Consider the following 19078-nt stretch of genomic DNA (forward strand, 5'->3'; position numbering starts at 1 on the left):
GCCATGTCCACATCGCCAGTTGCCATCATCGGAGCAGGACCAACCGGTCTGGCCACCGCATACGTATTGGGCCGCTACGGGATTCGCAGTGTGATATTCGAGCGATTCACGGGCGTCAACCCGCACCCGCGTGCCCATGTGGTGAACACGAGGACCATGGAGCTTTTCCGCGCCTGGGGCATCGCCAACGCAGTGGAAGCGGATGCGATCGGCCATAACTTCATGCGTCACGTCACGTGGAAAAGCACCATGGCCGGCGAGGAGTTCGGGTGCATCGACCTTGATGACATGCCGCAGCCGGAGTTGACCCGCCGGGCGCACGCCTCCCCGACGCGCACGGTCTCCTGCGCCCAGGATCGCGTCCAAACGCATCTACTCAATGCCCTACGTGTACAAGGCATGTCGGAAGTTCGGTTTGACACGTCAGTTATGGACGTGCAAGACCGCGGCGACACGGTAGCCGTCCATACCGATGGCGGTACCGAATACGCCGAATACGCGGTAGCGGCGGTGGGTGCCGGCGCCACGAGCTGCACCTGGCTCAATATGGATTGGGGAGATCCGATATCTCTCGCCCACCACATCAACGTGTACTTCCACGCCGATATCGCCGCACGCGCCGGGGTTGTCCCGAGCATCCTGACCTGGGTCCTCAATACGGAGTCGGCGGGCGCACTCATCGCGATGGACGGAAAGCTCCGCTGGACATACAACTTCGGCTACGACCCTGCTGCCGAATCCCTGGCTGAGTTCACTCATGAACGCTGTCGCCAATTGGTGCGCAATGCCATCGGCATTCCCGGACTCGACGTCGACGTCAAGTCTGTGGGGGCTTGGAACCTGAGTCTGAGAACCGCGGCACACTACCGTGACGGTCGAATCTTGTTGGTCGGCGATGCCGCTCACCAATTTCCCCCGACAGGTGGCTACGGCATGAATACCGGTCTTGCCGACGCCGACAACCTCGGCTGGAAGCTGGCGGCCGTCATGAACGGGTGGGCGCCGCCAGAACTCCTGGACAGCTACGAATCCGAGCGCCGCCCCGTTGCCCTGGACAATGGCCGATTCAGCCTCACCAACGCGATCAAGATGACGGAAGCCGGTGTCGGACCCCAAACCCGGGAGGTGGCAGCACTATTGGAAAGTAGCGACCCGGAGGTCGCACAGTCGGCGCGAGAGGCTCTAGCGCGGGCGATTCCCGAACAACGCGAGCATTTCCGCTGCCTCGACCAGGAGATCGGATACGTCTACGGCAGCTCCGGGACCCCGCGGGCATCGGTGTTCCCGCCCGACCAGGGCGCGGTCGGGGGCCGCCTGCCGCACGCCTGGGTGCGCTGCCGCGGAGAGCGGGTGTCGACGTTGGACCTCGTGGTTCCGGGGCTCACGCTGATCGCGGGACCGGATGCGCTCTCATGGCTTGCTGCCGGGAACCTTTACGGTGCTCCCGGCCAGGTGTTGCGTGTCGGAAAGGATCTTCATATCGAGGGCGAGGATCCGCTCGGTATCGGCCGGGACGGCGCCATTCTGGTGCGCCCGGACGGCCATATCGCCTGGCGCATAAGAGAGTCCGCAGGGATCTCGGAAAATGAAGTACGGAGTGTCTTGCACTCCGTACTGACCACAGGCTTGTGTCGTGAGGTGGTGGATGCGCTTCCATGAGTAGAGCAACTGACGAGCCTCCCATCAGCTGGCGTCCCACCGCCCTTCAGCGGCGTGACAGCCGTCTGTCCCGGTTCTTACAGTGGTTAGAAGACGAACGCGATCTCACCCTCGATGGTTACCGACAGGCCTGGGAATGGTCGGTGCGCGACCCTTCTGAGTTCTGGAGCTGTGTACGCGGGTATTTCGATGTCATCGGAGAAGGACTCGACGGCCCCGCGCTGGCGGTCGATCAGATGCCTGATGCCATCTGGTATCCACAGGCCCGGCTGAACTTCGCCGAGAACGTACTGCGCTACGCGCGGCTGCCCCAGCACGCCGACGACGCCGCCCTCTACGAGATCGACGAGGAGGACGCCACGCGGGAGATCAGTTGGCGCGAGCTGGAAACCCGCGTGGCCGCCCTGGCCGCGTCGCTGCGCGAGTTGGGGACCAAACGCGGCGATCGGATCGTGGCGGTGCTCCCCAACACTGCCGAGGCCATCATCGCGCAGCTGGCCACCGCAAGCATCGGCGCTGTGTGGGCCATCGTCTCCCCGGAGATCTCTGTGCAAGGGACGCTGGATCGTTTCGCGCAGCTGGAGCCCGTGGCCCTCATCGGGTCAATGTCCTACCAGTACAACGGCAAACATGTGGACTGCCAAGAACATCTGGCACAGATCCGTATGCAACTGCCGACGCTGCGGCACGCCGTACTGGTCACGGACACCGACGATAGCCCGGCGTGGCTCCACTTCGGTACTCTCTGCGTGGGCGACGCCAAGCCACATTATGATCGCGTCCCTTTCGATCATCCGCTGTGGGTATTGTTCTCCTCGGGCACCACGGGCGTTCCCAAGGGAATCGTGCATGGGCACGGCGGAATCGTCTTGGAAGCGTGGAAAAGTGGCGCGCTCAACCACAACGTCGGGTACGCCGATGTCTACTACACCGCCGCCAGTACGTCGTGGATGATGTGGAATACGTTGTTAACCAACATGATGTGCGGTGCATCGGTTGTGGTCTATCCCGGCTCACCCACATACCCACGCATCGACCGACAATTCGAGATCGTCGCGCGCCTGGGCGTCACGCAATTTGCCACCAGTGCCGCCTATCTCAGCCGTGTCCAACAGGCCGGACTGAATCCGGGCCAGGATTGGGACCTGCGCAAGCTAGGGCATCTGATGTCCACAGGATCGCCGCTGCCCACCCCGACGTGGTCGTGGGTGCACGAGGCCGTCAAGGCCGACGTGCACCTCGCTTCGGTCTCAGGAGGAACCGACATCTGCAGCAGCTTCGTCGGATCCAATCCACTTGAGCCCACACGTCTGGGCGAGATACAAGGACCGGCCCTCGGGGTCGCGGTGCAGGCCTGGTCGGAACGGGGTGACAGAGTGATCGGTTCGGTGGGCGAAATGGTGATTACCCGCCCCATTCCGTCCATGCCCGTTGCATTCTGGAACGACCCCGAGGAGACCCGATACCGAGCCGCGTACTTCGAACGCTTCCCCGGCGTGTGGACCCACGGCGATTGGATCACCGAGACACAGCACGGCGGTTTCATCATCCACGGACGCTCCGATGCCACTCTCAATCGATTCGGCGTGCGCTTCGGTAGTGCGGATATCTACACCGCACTCGATGGCATGTCTGAAATCAAGAACTCGCTCGTGGTCGGCGTCGAAGAACAGGACGGCGGGTACTACCTGCCGCTGTTCGTCGTGTTGGCCGACGGACACACCCTCGACAACGACCTCAAAGAGCGGATTCGCGCCATCATCCGTCGCGAGGCCTCGCCGCGGCATGTACCGGACGACATCGTCGCCGCACCAGACATTCCTATGACCCACACAAACAAAAGGGCCGAGATTTCGGTGAAAAGGATACTGGCGGAAGGTAGCTCGGCAACCAGTACTGCAGCGTCCGCGCTGGCCAACCCGGATGCGCTCGATTGGTACACAGCGTTTGCCCACAGCCGTACCGGAGTACCCGCGAACGGACCGGCTACCCCTTGACTGAGCGTCAAGATGCTGTCCGGATGCCATATGGTCGATGTCGTGCCGAAAAACAATCAGGGGGTACCGAAGGCCCTACGCGAGGCAGCAGTCCTCGATGCTGCGAGCAAGCTGTTCACCACCCAGGGCTACCGGGAGACCAGCATCGCCGCGGTGGGTAAGGCCGTCGGCGTGGCACCGGCGGCGGTGCTCTGGTACTACCCGACCAAAGACGACCTATTCGCGGCATCACTGCACAAGATTTTCATCGAGAGCCGTCGACACATCGAGTCGAACCGCAAGATCGCCGGTGACCCCCATGCCGAATTGGCGGAATTGCTCGAACAGATGCTTCCGTTTCGCGGTATGCATCGCGAGGCCTATGAGCGAATGGCCGATTCGGAGGCCCTTCGCGAGGTCTACGGCGAGGTGCAACGGTGGCTTGAAGAACGGCTTCTGAAGGTCATCGACGCGCATGCGCCCTCCGATGTCGACCGAACGCTCGTGACCGACGTGGCACACATCTTCTTCGAGGGGATGCTCATCAGTGTCCGCGCGATCGACCGTCCCCTGACCGAATACATCGACATGGTCGTCGATGCGGCTATTGGCGTGGCGAGCGCGCGCAAGGCCAGACGCAAGTAATCACTTCACGGATTACCGCTCGTCAACCTCGCGCCGCATGAGGCGGTGCCCAGCCAGGTGTGCGGATTGCGATCCCAGCACCATCCGAGCTTCGGGCGCCGATCGGATATCCAGATCGCAGGCACCCGCTGTCCTTTCCCCCGCGAGGCGGCCAGCGAGAAGCACTTGTTCTTGCGCAACATGTCCGGCCGCATCATCACCAGAATGATGCCCTCGTCGATCGTCAGCGGAGAGCGTCCGCGCGCGGTGATCGTCTCCAGTGCCCGCTCCGGCGTCACATCGCAGAACTCGCTCCCGGTGTCGATATCGGTGAGCAGGTAGACCCGACCCGGGATGTTCACGATCGGTTGGTACACCTCGGCGTCGCCGTCATCCATGACATGAAACCCGTTGCGCCCATTCAGGCTCATCAACGGCGCCGTCTGCTCATAGCTGAGTCCGGTGACGACCAGAACGAACGGAATGTGATCGCCGGGCTCGACGGTGGACGGTGGAAGATCAGCGATCCGAGTACGAAGCTCGACGGCGCTGTCGTCGACTGGGTATCCACGTTCAGTCAGATGGGCGAGCTGGCGGTCGAATTCATCCTGAGCAGCGGGCATTGACCGTCAACGCAGCGATCTCCCGGCAAGTTCCCGCGAGGACCGCTCAGGCTGCGCGGCTGAGATCGCGCCATAACTCCCGCTGCGCGCGATGCGGGTCCAGATCGATACGCCGATGGTGGTCGAACACCATGACGGCGTGCTCCGGCTCCCTGTAGACCGGCCATTCGGTGCCCGGGATGCCCGTGCGTGAGAACGCCAGCCAGCGGCTCTGAATGTCCTCGGTGAGCGCCAACGCGTCCGGCATATCTCTTTTCCCGGCCAATGCGGGCCAGCGCTTGAAGTGGCCGAACACCGCGAACAGTTCCGTCGCGTGCGCGGCCCCCGGCCCGAAACGCCGCAGCGGGCGCGGCGCATAGTCGTACCGGTAGAAGTAGACCGACGAGTGATGGCTGTGCGCCTGCGCCACGCGCCAGGCCTCCGAGCCGAACATCGCATCCCCCATGAGACGCACCACAGCAGTCTTGGACGGATAGCCCTCGTAGGAACTGATCACCCGCTTCGCGGCCTCCGGGCCGAGGGCACCGAGAGTTCCCGCGACAGCACGTGCGTCGAACCGGGACACCGACATCACCCGGGTCAGCAGTCGGTTGAACAACCGGACCTCTTCCGCGTTGTATCCGATGATGAGCGGGACCCGGTGCGCCTCACCGCGTTCCATCATCGCGATCGGGTCATCGGGTACAACCTCACCGTCTATGCTGGGGCCCACACCCAGCGAGAAGGCCGATTCCCGGGTTTTCGCGGTGAGCAGCCGGTGTGTCGCCCGCACGAGATCGCGCGGCCTGGCATTGATGACCGCCTCAGCGGAGCCGCGGCGGTCGACACCGAGATACTCGACGAGCTGGCGCGCTGTGGCCGCCGCCTCGTCCCGGGTGTGGATCATTCCGCTGGCCGTGCTCTGGCAGATCGCGCGCTGGAACAGCCCGGCGGCCGCCGGAACGGTCACCAGCATCTGGACACAATGCGCACCGGCGCTTTCGCCAAAGATCGTGACACTGTTGGGATCTCCGTTGAAGGCCGCTATGTTGTCGCGCACCCACCGCAGTGCCAGCACCAGATCGCGCAGGTACAGATTGCTGTCGATGGTGTGCCGGCCATCCGACAGGGAGGACAGGTCGATGGCCCCATAGGCCCCCACCCGATAGTTCACCGAGACGAAGACACAGCCACGCCGTGCAAGATCGGCGCCGTCGTATAAGGCCAGCGCGGAACTGCCCAAAACATAGGCGCCGCCGTGGATGTAGAACATCACCGGCAGTGCCTCCCCGGAGGTCTCATCCGGGACGGTGACGTTCACCGTCAGACAGTCCTCGCTGACCGCCTGGAACCTGTTGATCGAGAGCGGTACGTAGATACGTTTCTGCGGAGACGCCGATTTCCAGGAATCGCAGGGCAGCACCCCAGCCCAGGGTTTCGCGGGCGCCGGGCTGCGCAGGCGCAATGCACCCACCGGGGGCTCGGCGTACGGTATAGCGCGAAAACGATGCACACCGGTATCGCGGAAACCCTCCACCACGCCGTTCGCGGTCTGCACCCGCACCGGAACCCGCGCAACGTCTTTCGAGCCCTTTGTCATCGGCGCCTCACACCACGGTCAGAGGCAGTGATTTGCGCGTCTCGAAGACGAACCGCGATCCCCCGCTGACATTGGCGATCATCACCTCGGGCAGCTGTTTGTCCTCACCCTCATGCTCGACGAATGCGGCCACCCATTCCTCGGCATCTCCCGAAACCTCCGCGCCGATATGCGGATCGACCGCGGTCGCGATGGCCTGCAGCGGCCGCGTCTCGGCGGGACCGCACAGCGAGATCCAAGCCCGATCCTGGTGCGCGGGCGACTCCCACACACGGAGCTGACCTCCGGAGATTTCGGCGTTCACATATCCGACGGGATTCAACAGCGGGTGCACGTGGAGTACCTGCAGCACTCCATCGATCCCGTCGGGGACCTGCAACGCCTGCTTGATCCGCGCCGCGGCGACACCCGCAATACCGATGAGCTGCTGGGTACATACAGTGCGGGCCAGCTCGGCATCAGCCGCCCTCTTGCCTACCGCGATCGAGAACCCCAGAAACAGGAGATGCATCTGCAGACAGATCTCGTCGGCTATCCGCACCAGTGCCGAATGTGAGAACGCACCGAAGTCCAGGTCGGACAGTAGCGGTCCGGCGTAGTCGGAGGCTCCCGCGTCGGCCGGATCGATTCCGCCCAATTCCCAACCGGCAGCTATCGATGCACCGACGACATCCAGGGCCGGGATACCGGACACCGCCGGATACGACTCGTCGATGGTCACCGTCCACGCGCAATGCGGATGCCGGTCGGCGGGCGTGCGCGGAGGCCGGTGAATCGGGCGTACCTGGGCATGCGGATTGGTGGCGAATGCCGTCGCATCGAAGGTGGGGTCTTCGATGTCGTGACACATACCCGTCACGTAATCGGGTCCAAGCGGTTCGACGTCGAGCAGCGCACCACAGTGGTCGAGGTGAAACTCCCCGTGCCACTTGTCATGCACGGTGTAACGGAAGTCCATGAACTGTGGCGGAGCCCCGATGTCGAGCTGCATACCCTTGAAGATGGTGATCACATCGTTGCCCTCGAACCGCAGCGCCTTCTGCATGCGACGGGTGTAGATCGGACTCGATGACGCCCACTCCTCGATGGCGACCTGCAGCATCTCCTCCCGCCCGAAATGCTGTATGCAATAGGCCATTCCAGATCGATCGATCAGCTGACCGATGAGCAGCAGCTCCGGAACCAGAACCGCCAACTGGCCCTGGGATAGCGCGGAGAATCGGCTAGTCACCCTTTGACTCTTTCGCGCGTTTGGCGATGGCCATCTCGACATGCTTATTGACCCGTTGCCCGAGTGGCCACCCCACGTAGTGCGTGATAAACAGCGCCACCTCCCGCAGCTCGGCATCGGTGAGCTCACCGTTCTTGAGCGCGGCACCCGTCTGGATCTCCAGAATCTCGTCGAGCCCCAGGGCACTTACCGCACCCAGGAGCAGCAGTCGACGATCACGCATCGACAGCTCCTGGCGATCCCAAATAGTGCCGAAGAGATGCTCGGCGGTGTACTTGAAGTAGTCGCCGGGCAGGTCGGGCATGTCCCAGCCGTAGACCTCTTTCATCTTGTCCAGGCCCTTGCGGCGCAGCTCATCCATTACTTGCCCCTTCCTCGTGTGGCACACCAAGACTCGCGGCCAGTCGCTCACGAGCCAACGAGGCCAGCGGTAGCTGGACTGACTGCGCTTCGCCCAGCGCCAGGGCCAGGCTCAGGTCCTTCTCACCGAGACCGCGCACATGCGTGAAGATCGGGTGCCAGAAGCTGTCCGATGTCACCGGTTCGGTGGTATCGCGCAACATGATGGCGCCCGGCCCACCGGTGATGGCGTCCGTGTGACGCACCACCTTGCCCAGATCGGTGATATCCAGGCCACAACTTTCGGCCAGGCGCTGCGCCTCCCCTGCCGCGGTGAAGGCAACGAAATGTAGGAGGTTGCGCGCCAGCTTCATTCGGGTGCCCGCACCCGGGGCACCGGCATGAATCACCAGCGACGCCCACTTCGAGAAGGGCTCCTTGACCCGTGCGAACGTCTCGTCGTCGGCGCCGACCATGGTGGCGAGCTCGCCCTTGTGGGCGCCGGGGGCGCCACCGCTCACCGGTGCGTCGATGACGTGAATCTGTTGGGGCGCAAGTTCCTTGGCGAGCTGCACCGCTGTCGCGTCACTGATGGTGGAGTGGATGGCGATGATGGTGCCCGGCTTGACTCTCGGCGCGAGTTCCCCAACCACCTCACGCACCTGCGCGTCGTCCAGCACGGTGACGCTGATGAGGTCGGCAGCGGCGATATCGGCCAGGTTGTCCGCGGCGCGCGCGCCGGCCTCGACGAGCGGCGTCATGGTCTCAGTCCGCAGATCGAAGACCGTCAGACCGCCGGGCCAGTCGACAAGTCGCTGAGCCATGGGCGCACCCATATTGCCCAGACCGATGTACCCCAGCGTGAGGGCAGACTGCGTCATGACCGGATGATCTGTCCGCCGTCGACGTTGAACACCTGGCCGGTGATCCAGGAAGCCTTATCTGACAACAGGAAAAGGCACATGCCCACCATGTCGTCGACGGTGCCCATGCGGCTCAGCGGGATGTTCTTGACGAGCTCACTGCGGAACTGCTCCGGCACGGTACCGCGGGTCGCCTCGGTGTCGGTGGGCCCCGGCGCGATGGCGTTGATACGGATCTTCTGCCCGCCCAATTCACGGGACAGCTGCTGGGTAAGCCCGTTGATGCCTACCTTCGCCAATCCGTAAAAGCCCGAGTACAGCCATGCCGCCGTGGAGGATTGGTTGACGATGGCGCCACCTCCGCGCTTGGCGATGTGCTTGTACACGGCCCGGGTGCAGACCAGCGCCCCGTCCTGGTTCACACTCATGAACTTCTTGTAGTAATCCCACGGCACCGATAGCAGCAGATCGAGCTTCATACCGCCGTAGATCGCCGCATTGTTCACCAGATAGTCAATGCCACCGAACTCAGCGACTGCCTTGTCCGCCATGGCTATTGCCGAATCAGGGTCGGAAACGTCGACGCTCGCGAAGATGGCCTTGCCGCCGTCGGCCACGATTTGCTTGGCGACGCCCTCGCCCAACTCGGCGTTGATATCGGCGACGACCACCGCCGCGCCTTCGCGGGCCAGCGCATGTGCGTACGCCTCCCCGATGCCCTGCGCGGCACCGGTGACGATGGCGACCTTGCCCTCAAACTCTCCCATGAGATCTCCTCTATTTCACAGCCGTTGCAATGACTTTGGTCTCCAGGTACTCCTCGAAACCGGCTACGCCCATCTCCCTGCCGATACCCGATTGCTTGTACCCGCCGAAGGGCGCGTCGGCGGAGTACCAGACGCCTCCGTTGACATTCACCGTTCCCACGCGCAGCCGGGATGCCACTCGCGCCGCGCGCTCGTCGTCTCCGCTGAACACCGTCCCGGACAGTCCGTACGGTGAATCGTTGGCGATCCGCACGGCGTCGTCGTCGCCCTCATGGGCGATCACCACGAGCACCGGGCCGAAGATCTCTTCGCGCGCCACCCGTGCGTCGTTGGTCAGCCCGGTGACGACGGTGGGTTCGATGAAGAATCCGCGGTCCCTGCCCTCTGGCCGCCCGCCACCACAGGCGAATGAACCGCCCTCGGCCACAGCAAGATCTAGGTACGACTGGACCCTGTCTCGCTGGCGGGCCGAGATCACCGGACCACAGATCGTTCCCGGTTTGGTGGGATCCCCCGGCTTGAGCGAGCCCATCGTCGCGGCAGCCGCGTGCACCGCCTCGTCGTATCGTTCGCGCGGTACGACAAGCCGGGTAGTGATCGCGCAGCCTTGGCCGGCATGCATGGCCGCGGTGAATCCGGCGACGGAGCATGCCGCAGCGATGTCGGCATCATCGAGCACGACGAACGCCGATTTGCCGCCAAGCTCCAGGAACACCTTCTTGACAGTGGCGGCGGCGTCGGTCATGACCGCGCGCCCGGTCGCCGTGGAGCCGGTGAACGAGACCATGTCCACCCGGGGATCCGTCGACAGCTGCGCACCGATGCGGTGGTCGCTGGAGGTGACGATGTTGAAGACGCCCGGTGGAAAGTCGGTGTGCTCGGCGATTATTCGACCTAACACCGCTGCGCACCACGGGGTATCCGGCGCCGGCTTGAGTATCAGGGTGTTGCCGGCGGCCAGCGCCGGGCCCACCTTGGCGAGGTTGATCTGATGGGGAAAGTTCCACGGTGTCACCGCCCCGACCACCCCGACGGCTTCACGCGCGAGAGTGCGTCGAGTCTTGATACCCATGGGCGCGGCGATACCGAGATCGGTGTTCCAATCGAAGGATTCCGCGGTATCCGCGGCGAATCGCAGATCGTCCACCGGCCCCTCGAGCTGCGCGCCGGCGGTCAACATTCGAGGTGCCCCCACCTCGGCGATGGTCAGTTCTCGCAATTCCTCGATATGAGCTCTCATGCCATCACGCAGCTGACGGAGACACTGCACGCGCAGAGCCACATCCCGTGACCAGCCGGTTTCGTCGAACGCGCGGCGCGCTGCCTCGATGGCATGACTCATGTCGTCGATGTCGGCATCGGCCGCAGTGCCGAGCACCTCTTCCGTGGCCGGATTCACCGTCGGGAACCGCCCGGCACCTCCGGGAATCAACTTTCCGTCGATGAACAGATCACTGTCGCCATCGGCCAGGAGCGCCATGTCACCTCATCCCAAGAATCTGGACACTTGTCCATTCCATACCCGTGAACCATAACCATCAAAATCCCATCATGGCAAGACCGGAGCCAGGGAAGGCTTAGGAATTAGTGGTGGACAGCATTTTTCACGAGGCATCTTGCCCAGACTCAACACGGACGCTAATCTGGACATGTGTCCAGTGAAGCTGTGGTGACCCTCACAAGTGAATCGCCCCGAAACCGGCGCCAGGAAGAGACGATTCGCAAGATCGTCACCGCGGGCCGGGAGATGCTCGGCGAGACCACCTACGCGGATATGACGATCCGCGGCGTGGCGGCCCGCGCCAAGGTCGCCCCCGCGACCGCCTACACGTACTTCTCCTCCAAGAGTCATCTCGTCGCCGAGATCTACCTCGACCTCATCCATGAAGCGCCCTACTTCACCGACGTCAACGACGGCCAGTCCGCGCGAGTCACCAAGACGCTGCGGAGCCTGGCATTGGTGGTCGCCGACGAGCCCGAGATCGCGACGGGATGCACGACCGCACTACTGAGCAACAACGACGAGGCCGTGCGCGCCGTCCGCGACAAGATCGGGCTGGAAATCCACCGCAGGATCCGTTCGGCGATGGGACCCGACGCAGATCCGCGCGTGGTGTCGGCCCTCGAAATGACCTTCTTCGGTGCCCTCATGCACGCGGGCAGCGGCACCTTCACGTATCACGAGATCGCCGACAAGCTCACGTTCGTCGTGGATCTCATGCTGGGAAAGAACGAATGACAGCCGCCTCGATGTCCTCACTGGTTTTCGACCCGTACGACTACGACTTCCACGAAGACCCGTACCCGTACTACCGGCGATTGCGTGACGAGGCGCCGCTGTATCGCAACGACGAGCTGAACTTCTGGGCACTGTCGCGACACCAGGACGTGTTGCAGGGCTTCAGGAACAGCGAGGCGTTGTCCAACGCGAATGGCGTCTCGATGGACAAGGCCTCCTTTGGGCCGCACGCCAAACTGGTGATGTCGTTCCTGGCGATGGACGACCCCGAGCATCTTCGACTGCGCACGCTGGTATCGAAGGGGTTTACCCCTAGGCGAATACGCGAGCTCGAGGGTCAGGTCGTCACGCTGGCCCGCACGCACCTGGATAAGGCGTTGCAGTCCGAGAGCTTCGACTTCATTGCCGATTACGCCGGCAAGCTGCCCATGGATGTCATCTCGGAACTGATGGGCGTGCCCGAACCCGACCGCACCCGCATCCGCGAGTTGGCCGACGGTGTCATGCACCGCGAGGATGGCGTCGCCGACGTACCGCAGAAGGCCATCCAGGCCTCCATCGACCTGATGACCTATTACATCGACATGGTTCGTGAAAGACGCCGAGCGCCTTACCAGACCAACGATCTGACGTCCGCTCTCCTCCACGCGGAGATCGACGGCGATCGGCTCACCGACGAGGAAGTGCTCGCGTTCCTTTTCCTCATGGTGATCGCGGGCAACGAGACCACCACGAAGCTGCTGGCCAACGCCGTGTACTGGGGCCACCGCAACCCCGACCAGCTCGCCGCCGTGCACGCTGATCACGAGCGGATACCGCTGTGGGTGGAAGAGACGCTGCGCTACGACACCTCCAGCCAGATCCTCGCCCGCACCGTGGCAGAGGATATGACGTTCTACGACACCAAGATTTCCGCCGGTGACGTCCTGCTGCTGCTCCCCGGTTCTGCCAACCGCGACGACCGGGTATTCGATGACGCCGATGAGTACCGCATCGGACGCGAGATCGGCGCCAAGCTCGTGAGCTTCGGCAGCGGCGCCCATTTCTGCCTCGGCGCACACTTGGCACGCATGGAAGCCAAGGTCGCCCTGACCGAGCTGTTCACCCGGATCAAGCGATACGAGATCGACGAGAGTAGCGCCGTACGTGTGCATTCCAGCAACGTCCGTGGATTCGCCTATCTGCCCATCACCGTGGAGGTCTGCTGATGCCCCGTTTCGAGCCTCACCCGAGCCGGCGCCCATCAATCATCAGTGGAGCCTCCTCGGGCATCGGCGCCGCGACGGCGATCGAGCTCGCGGGCCGCGGATTTCCGGTCGCGCTCGGCGCCCGTCGCGTCGACAAGCTGACCGAGCTCGTCGAGAAGATCCGGGAAAACGGCGGCGAGGCCGTGGCCTTTCCTCTCGATGTCACCGACGCCGACTCCGTGAAATCCTTTGTCGCGGAGAGTGTTGATGCCCTGGGTGAGATTGATCTACTGGTGTCTGGCGCAGGCGACATGTACCCCGGCCGGGTCCATGAAATGAGCGCAGACACCTTCGCCGCGCAGATTCAAGTGCACCTGTTGGGTGCCAATCGGCTTGCCACGGCGATCGTCCCCGACATGGTCACTCGGCAGCGCGGCGATGTGGTGTTCATCGGGTCTGACGTCGCGTTGCACCAGCGTCCGCACATGGGCGCCTATGGGGCGGCGAAGGCGGCCTTGCTCGCCATGGTGAACACCATGCGCATGGAGCTAGAGGGCACCGGCGTTCGGGCCTCGATTGTGCACCCGGGCCCGACATTGACCGCGATGGGCTGGCAGCTTTCCGCCGAACAGGTCGGCCCCATGCTGGAGGACTGGAAAGCCTGGGGACAGGCGCGTCACTCCTATTTTCTGCGTCCCTCCGATATCGCGCGTGCAGTTACCTTTGTCGCCGAAACTCCTAGGGGCGCACATATCGCGGAGATGGAAGTGCAGCCGGAGGCTCCGTTGAGGGACGCCCCGGCCGACAAACAGAAGCTTGAACTCGGCGAGGAGGGCATGCCGTCATGAAACAACCCCTGATCGGAGGGCAGGAGCGCAGCGACCCGGGATCAAGCACCGTTCCGCGGGTCTCCGGCGGCGAGGACCAGTACGGCCATCTGGAAGAATTCCGCACCGATCCCATCGCGCTGATGAAACGCATCCGGGACGAGTGCGGAAACGTCGGCACGTTCCAGCTCGCCGACAAACAGGTGGTATTCCTCTCCGGCGCTGAAGCCAACGAGTTCTTCTTCCGGTCCAGCGACGAAGATCTGGACCAGGCCGAGGCGTACCCGTTCATGACACCGATCTTCGGCAAGGGGGTGGTATTCGACGCGGACCCGGAACGCCGCAAGGAGATGCTGCACAACGCGGCGCTGCGCGGCGAACAGATGAAGGGGCACGCGGCCACCATTGAAAACGAAGTCCGGCAGATGATCTCGCGCTGGGGAGAAAGCGGTGAGATCGACCTTCTCGACTTCTTCGCGGAGCTGACCATCTACACGTCCTCGGCCTGCCTGATTGGCAAGAAATTCCGTGACGAGCTAGACGGCAGGTTCGCCCACCTGTACCACCAGCTTGAGCAGGGCACCGATCCGTTGTGCTACGTGGACCCGTACCTGGAGATCGAGAGCTTCCGTCTACGCGATGAAGCGCGAAAAGGCTTGGTGGCACTGGTTCAAGAGATCATGAACAACCGGATCGCGAACCCGCCGACGGATAAGAGTCAGCGCGACATGCTCGATGTGCTGATCACGATCAAGGACGAGGAGGGCAATCCCCGCTTCACCGCCGACGAGATCACCGGGATGTTCATCTCCATGATGTTCGCCGGGCACCACACGAGCTCGGGCACTGCCTCGTGGGTGCTCATCGAACTGCTGCGCCACCCCGATATCCACACGCAGGTCGTCGACGAGCTGAACGAGCTGTATGCGGACGGCAGCGAGGTGAGTTTCCATGCACTGCGCCAGATCCCGAAGCTGGAAAATGTGCTCAAGGAGACGCTGCGACTGCACCCGCCGTTGATCATCCTGATGCGGGTCGCCAAGGGCGAATTCGAGGTGGGCGGGTTCCCGATCCACGACGGAGACATGGTGGCGGCCTCCCCCGCCGTGTCGAACCGAATCGCCGAGGACTTCCCCAACCCCGACGGATTCGTACCGGACCGCTACGACAAGCCGCGGCAAGAAGACATCGTCAATCGCTGGACCTGGATACCGTTCGGCGCAGGCCGGCACCGCTGCGTCGGCGCCGCGTTCGCCACCATGCAGATCAAGGCAATCTTCTCGGTATTGTTGCGCGAGTACGAGTTCGAGATGGCGCAGCCTGCCGACTCGTACCACAACGACCATTCCAAGATGGTGGTACAGCTGGCCCAGCCGGCCAAAGTTCGTTACCGCCGCCGGAGCACCTGATGCCTTACAGGATCGAAGTCGACCGGGATCTATGCCAGGGGCACGCCATGTGCGAGCTGGAGGCCCCGGACTATTTCCGCGTTCCCAAACGCAGCACCGTCGACATCCTGAACCCGGAACCGCCCGAGGACGCTCGCGACGAGATCGAGCGGGCCGTCGAGGAATGTCCCGCCAGAGCCCTATTCATCACAGAAAAGTATTAGGAGTGCCGACTGTGCCCGAATTCCCCCGCCAAGAACTCGATGACGTTGTCGCGGACTGGCTGCAGGCCAATCTGGATGCCGAAATGGCTGGTGACTGGAAACCATTGGCGCGCTTCTACACCGACGATGCCACCTACGGCTGGAACATCGGCCCCAAGGAAGACGTGATGTGCGTCGGTATCGACGAGATACGGGATATCGCCCTCGGCCAGGAGATGGAGGGCCTGGAGGGCTGGACATACCCCTATCAGAAGGTGATCGTCGACGACAAACAGGGCGAGGTCATCGGATTCTGGAAGCAAATCGCCACGGACTCCAACGGCGGTGAGTCCGAGATCTACGGTATCGGCGGCAGCTGGTTCCGGTATGCCGGTAACGGACAGTGGAACTGGCAACGCGACTTCTTCGACTTCGGTCATGTGTCCGCCCTCTACATGGACCTGATCAAGGCGGGCAGGCTCAGCGAGGGAATGCAGAGACGCATCCAGCGGGGCCTCTCGGGCGAGAAGGTGCCCGGCTACTACCCCCTGGGCAAGACCCCGGTACCCCTCTGGTGACCACCATGAAAAGCGCTGCGGAGCTTGGCCTTCCGGAAGGATTCGATTTCACCGATCCCGGGTTGTACGGGGAACGAATGCCACACGAAGAGTTCGCGACCCTGCGCCGCGAGGCACCAGTGTGGTGGAACCCGCAGCCGCGCACGGTGGGTGGATTCGCCGACGACGGCTACTGGGTGATTTCCAAACACCGCGACGTACGCGAGGTTTCGCTGCACACCGACATCTTTTCATCGGGCCGCAAGGGTGCCATCCCGCGCCTCGAAGACCACATCAGCCCGGAGGAGTTCCAAGCCACGCTGTCCGTCCTCATCAACAAGGATGCCCCCGAACACACCCAACTGCGTGGACTGGTGTCCCGCATGTTCACCCCACGCTCCATCGCGGCGTTGCGCATCACGCTGGAGGACCGGGCGGAGCGGATCGTCCGGGCAGCCCTCGAAGGTGGGCACGGTGAGTTCGTGCGCGAGGTGGCCAGCGAGCTGCCTATGCAGGCCATCGCCGAATTGATCGGCGTTCCCGAGGAAGACCGCGTCAAGCTCTTCGAGTGGAGCAACCAGATGACGGGGTACGACGAGGCAGATGTTGAGATCGACCCACGTGTCGGCGCCGCGCAGATCCTCGGGTACTCATATCAGCTCGCCGAGCGGCGCCGCGACTGTCCGGGCAATGACGTGGTTTCCCGCCTGCTGACCGGGACGGTGGACGGTGAACAACTCACCCCGGAACAGTTTGGATTCTTTGTCGTGATGCTGTCGGTGGCCGGGAACGAAACCACCCGCAACGCCACCACCATGGGCATGATGGCCTTCCTGGAACACCCCGACCAATGGGAACTGTTCAAAAAGGGCAGGCCGGCCTCCGCCGTCGACGAGATAGTCCGGTACACCTCACCGCTGATCTCTCAACAGCGAACCGCGTTACAGGACACCATGATCGGTGGCGTGTCCATCAAGGCCGGTGAACGACTGGTCATGCTCTACCCATCGGCCAACTTCGACGAGGAAGTGTTCGAGAACCCGCATACCTTCGACATCAGCCGCGATCCGAACCCGCATCTGGGCTTCGGCGGCACGGGAGCCCACTACTGCCTGGGCGCCAACCTCGCGAAGGTCGAGCTGGAGATCATCTTCAATAAGATCGCCGATCGCATGCCGGACATCTCGCGGATCGGGGATGCGCCCCGGTTCCATTCGGGCTGGATCAACGGCATCAAGAAGTTCGACACGGACTACTGCCCGGTCTCGCGCTGATCGCCCGGCAAGAGCCGGCCGAACTGCACAAACATCAGAGTGAACAGGGCACACAGCCTCCCGAGCACGCGCCATCACCCTGGCAGTTACTGTCCGAACCGCCGGTTTCTCGCGGCGTAGTCGCGCAGCGCGCGCAGGAAATCCACGCGGCGGAACTCGGGCCAGTACGCGTCGGTGAACCACATCTCGGAATAGGCGCTCTGCCAGAGCAGGAATCCTGACAACCGCTGCTCCCCCGATGTCCGGATGACCAGATCCGGGTCCGGCTGCCCGGACGTGTACAGGTTCTCGGAGATAGCGTCGACGGTCACCGCTTGCACCAGCTGCTCGGCGCTGGCCCCGTTGGCCAGCTCTTTGTTCAACAGCGTGCGCACCGCATCGGTGATCTCCTGACGGCCCCCGTAGCCGACCGCCACGTTCACATGGAAAGCCGCATCCGCAGGTGCGGACTTCACCGCTTGACGCATGCGCTCCGCCACCTCGTCGGGCAGCAGGTCGAGGTCGCCGACGCTGCGCACGCTCCACTTGTTCTGCGGGGCGCACAGCTCCTCGACGACGTCGGTGATGATTTCCAGCAGCTCGCCGAGCTGATCGGGGTCGCGGGTCAGATTCTCGGCCGACAGCAGATACACGGTGGCCATCTCGACACCGGCGTCCTGACACCACCCGAGCATCTCGCCGATCTTGCGCGCGCCCATCCGGTATCCGTGGCTGACATCGGTGTACCCGGCCGACCGGGCCCAGCGGCGATTCCCGTCGCACAGGACGGCGATGTGCCGTGGTTTCGACGCCTTGGCCAACTCCTGCCGGAGCCGCATTTCGTAGAGCTTGTACAGCGGTTCCTTCAGCCTCGGCGGGATAATCTCCACGGACCCAGCCTAGCGAGCCGACCGCGCGCCGGAGCAGCAGATATGGATCTGCACAGAACGTTCACAATCAGGGTCCTGACGGGAAGGGATACTGTGACGCATGCAGACCGATGAGGTCCCCGCAAGCGGGACGGACCCCCAGCTTGCACCCGAAGCGCAAGGTTCTGAGCATTCCCTACCCATGGCCGCATTCGTCGGCGGTATCGAGACTCTCCCGATCAAGCCCAAGGCGCGTGGCTGGATCCATTTCTACGCGTGTGTCACCGCCGTGGTCGCGGGCATTGTGCTGGTGTCGGTCGCCTGGTCGGTGCGCTCACCGCAAGCAGGCCTGGCCACCGCCATCTACAGCCTGACGGTGCTGGGCGTCTTCGGGGTCAGCGCCGCCTATCACCGGGTGAACTGGAAATCCGAAACCACCCGCACCTGGATGAAGCGGATGGATCATTCGATGATCTTCATCTTCATCGCGGGCAGCTATACCCCGTTCGCGATGCTGGCGATGCCGCCCTCGGAAGGCAATCTGGTGCTCGCCATCGTGTGGGGCGGCGCGCTCGCCGGGGTGATTCTCAAGATGTGCTGGCCGACGGCACCACGCTGGGTGGGGGTGCCGCTGTACCTGCTGCTGGGGTGGGTGGCGATCGGCTTCTCGTCGACGCTCTTGCACGGCGCTGGGGTGCCGGCACTGGTGCTGCTGATCGTCGGCGGGGCCTTCTACAGCGTCGGCGCGATTCTGTACGCCGTGAAATGGCCCAACCCCTGGCCGCTGCACTTCGGTCACCACGAGTTCTTCCATGCCGCGACCGTTATCGCCGCGACCTGCCACTACATCGCTGTCTGGTTCGCCGTCTTCTGACGGCGAACCAGCAGGCAACA

19 protein-coding genes are annotated in these 19078 nt (G+C 63.3%); 11 read left to right on the forward strand and 8 right to left on the reverse strand.

The window, feature by feature from the left end:
• Positions 1 to 3: 3 nt before the first annotated feature.
• Genes B4394_RS02690 through B4394_RS02700 form a run of 3 tightly spaced genes read left to right on the forward strand, consistent with a single transcriptional unit; the run spans position 4 to position 4280 of the window.
• On the forward strand, positions 4 to 1659 hold the full coding sequence (locus tag B4394_RS02690) for an FAD-dependent monooxygenase (RefSeq protein WP_078314241.1): 1656 nt from the start codon (positions 4 to 6) through the stop codon (positions 1657 to 1659).
• Positions 1656 to 3656, forward strand: a complete 2001-nt coding sequence (locus B4394_RS02695; protein ID WP_078314053.1) for an acetoacetate--CoA ligase — start codon at positions 1656 to 1658, stop codon at positions 3654 to 3656. Before B4394_RS02690 ends, B4394_RS02695 begins: the two co-directional genes overlap by 4 nt.
• A 42-nt stretch (positions 3657 to 3698) precedes the next feature.
• Positions 3699 to 4280, forward strand: a complete 582-nt coding sequence (locus B4394_RS02700; protein WP_286141875.1) for a TetR/AcrR family transcriptional regulator — start codon at positions 3699 to 3701, stop codon at positions 4278 to 4280.
• Between the two features lie 5 nt (positions 4281 to 4285).
• Here the strand turns inward: B4394_RS02700 and B4394_RS02705 are convergent, their stop codons facing one another.
• Genes B4394_RS02705 through B4394_RS02735 form a run of 7 tightly spaced genes read right to left on the reverse strand, consistent with a single transcriptional unit; the run spans position 4286 to position 11141 of the window.
• The gene (locus B4394_RS02705) at positions 4286 to 4882 is read right to left on the reverse strand and encodes a DUF5701 family protein (RefSeq protein ID WP_078309821.1); all 597 of its coding nucleotides are present in this window, start codon (positions 4880 to 4882) and stop codon (positions 4286 to 4288) included.
• 46 nt (positions 4883 to 4928) lie between these two features.
• Positions 4929 to 6425 (reverse strand): carboxylesterase/lipase family protein, encoded by a 1497-nt coding sequence (locus B4394_RS02710; protein WP_078314242.1) that lies wholly within the window; start codon positions 6423 to 6425, stop codon positions 4929 to 4931.
• A gap of 43 nt (positions 6426 to 6468) precedes the next feature.
• Positions 6469 to 7692 (reverse strand): hypothetical protein, encoded by a 1224-nt coding sequence (locus B4394_RS02715; RefSeq protein ID WP_078314056.1) that lies wholly within the window; start codon positions 7690 to 7692, stop codon positions 6469 to 6471.
• The gene (locus B4394_RS02720) at positions 7685 to 8053 is read right to left on the reverse strand and encodes a carboxymuconolactone decarboxylase family protein (protein WP_078314057.1); all 369 of its coding nucleotides are present in this window, start codon (positions 8051 to 8053) and stop codon (positions 7685 to 7687) included. Before B4394_RS02720 ends, B4394_RS02715 begins: the two co-directional genes overlap by 8 nt.
• Positions 8046 to 8912 (reverse strand): NAD(P)-dependent oxidoreductase, encoded by an 867-nt coding sequence (locus B4394_RS02725; RefSeq protein WP_078314060.1) that lies wholly within the window; start codon positions 8910 to 8912, stop codon positions 8046 to 8048. Before B4394_RS02725 ends, B4394_RS02720 begins: the two co-directional genes overlap by 8 nt.
• The gene (locus B4394_RS02730) at positions 8909 to 9661 is read right to left on the reverse strand and encodes an SDR family oxidoreductase (RefSeq protein WP_078309830.1); all 753 of its coding nucleotides are present in this window, start codon (positions 9659 to 9661) and stop codon (positions 8909 to 8911) included. The genes B4394_RS02725 and B4394_RS02730 overlap by 4 nt, the downstream gene beginning before the upstream one ends.
• A 10-nt stretch (positions 9662 to 9671) precedes the next feature.
• Positions 9672 to 11141, reverse strand: a complete 1470-nt coding sequence (locus B4394_RS02735) for an aldehyde dehydrogenase (protein WP_078314063.1) — start codon at positions 11139 to 11141, stop codon at positions 9672 to 9674.
• A gap of 171 nt (positions 11142 to 11312) precedes the next feature.
• On the opposite strand from B4394_RS02735, the gene B4394_RS02740 reads away from it, so the two are divergent.
• From B4394_RS02740 to B4394_RS02770, 7 genes are read left to right on the forward strand one after another with little or no spacing between them, the layout of a single operon-like run.
• Positions 11313 to 11900, forward strand: coding sequence for a TetR/AcrR family transcriptional regulator (locus tag B4394_RS02740; RefSeq protein WP_078309834.1), 588 nt, complete (start codon positions 11313 to 11315; stop codon positions 11898 to 11900).
• Positions 11897 to 13108: a cytochrome P450 gene (locus B4394_RS02745; RefSeq protein ID WP_078314065.1), complete on the forward strand. Its 1212-nt coding sequence runs from the start codon at positions 11897 to 11899 to the stop codon at positions 13106 to 13108. The genes B4394_RS02740 and B4394_RS02745 overlap by 4 nt, the downstream gene beginning before the upstream one ends.
• Positions 13108 to 13935, forward strand: coding sequence for an SDR family oxidoreductase (locus B4394_RS02750; protein ID WP_078314067.1), 828 nt, complete (start codon positions 13108 to 13110; stop codon positions 13933 to 13935). Before B4394_RS02745 ends, B4394_RS02750 begins: the two co-directional genes overlap by 1 nt.
• A complete protein-coding gene (cyp51, locus tag B4394_RS02755; protein WP_078314069.1) occupies positions 13932 to 15323 on the forward strand; it encodes a lanosterol 14-alpha demethylase in 1392 nt (463 codons plus the stop codon). Before B4394_RS02750 ends, cyp51 begins: the two co-directional genes overlap by 4 nt.
• On the forward strand, positions 15323 to 15526 hold the full coding sequence (gene fdx / locus B4394_RS02760) for a ferredoxin Fdx (RefSeq protein WP_078314071.1): 204 nt from the start codon (positions 15323 to 15325) through the stop codon (positions 15524 to 15526). The genes cyp51 and fdx overlap by 1 nt, the downstream gene beginning before the upstream one ends.
• Positions 15487 to 16083, forward strand: coding sequence for a Cif family virulence factor (locus tag B4394_RS02765; RefSeq protein ID WP_502688511.1), 597 nt, complete (start codon positions 15487 to 15489; stop codon positions 16081 to 16083). Before fdx ends, B4394_RS02765 begins: the two co-directional genes overlap by 40 nt.
• A 5-nt stretch (positions 16084 to 16088) precedes the next feature.
• A complete protein-coding gene (locus B4394_RS02770; protein ID WP_078309984.1) occupies positions 16089 to 17336 on the forward strand; it encodes a cytochrome P450 in 1248 nt (415 codons plus the stop codon).
• Between the two features lie 86 nt (positions 17337 to 17422).
• On the opposite strand, the gene B4394_RS02775 is transcribed toward B4394_RS02770, so the two are convergent.
• Positions 17423 to 18205 (reverse strand): isoprenyl transferase, encoded by a 783-nt coding sequence (locus tag B4394_RS02775; protein ID WP_078309844.1) that lies wholly within the window; start codon positions 18203 to 18205, stop codon positions 17423 to 17425.
• Positions 18206 to 18305: 100 nt separating this feature from the next.
• Between B4394_RS02775 and trhA the strand changes: the two genes are divergently transcribed.
• Positions 18306 to 19058, forward strand: coding sequence for a PAQR family membrane homeostasis protein TrhA (gene trhA / locus B4394_RS02780; protein ID WP_078314074.1), 753 nt, complete (start codon positions 18306 to 18308; stop codon positions 19056 to 19058).
• The last annotated feature ends 20 nt before the right edge of the window (positions 19059 to 19078 follow it).

It is taken from the genome of Mycobacterium sp. D16Q16, from assembly GCF_002013745.1.
GTDB lineage: Bacteria > Actinomycetota > Actinomycetes > Mycobacteriales > Mycobacteriaceae > Mycobacterium.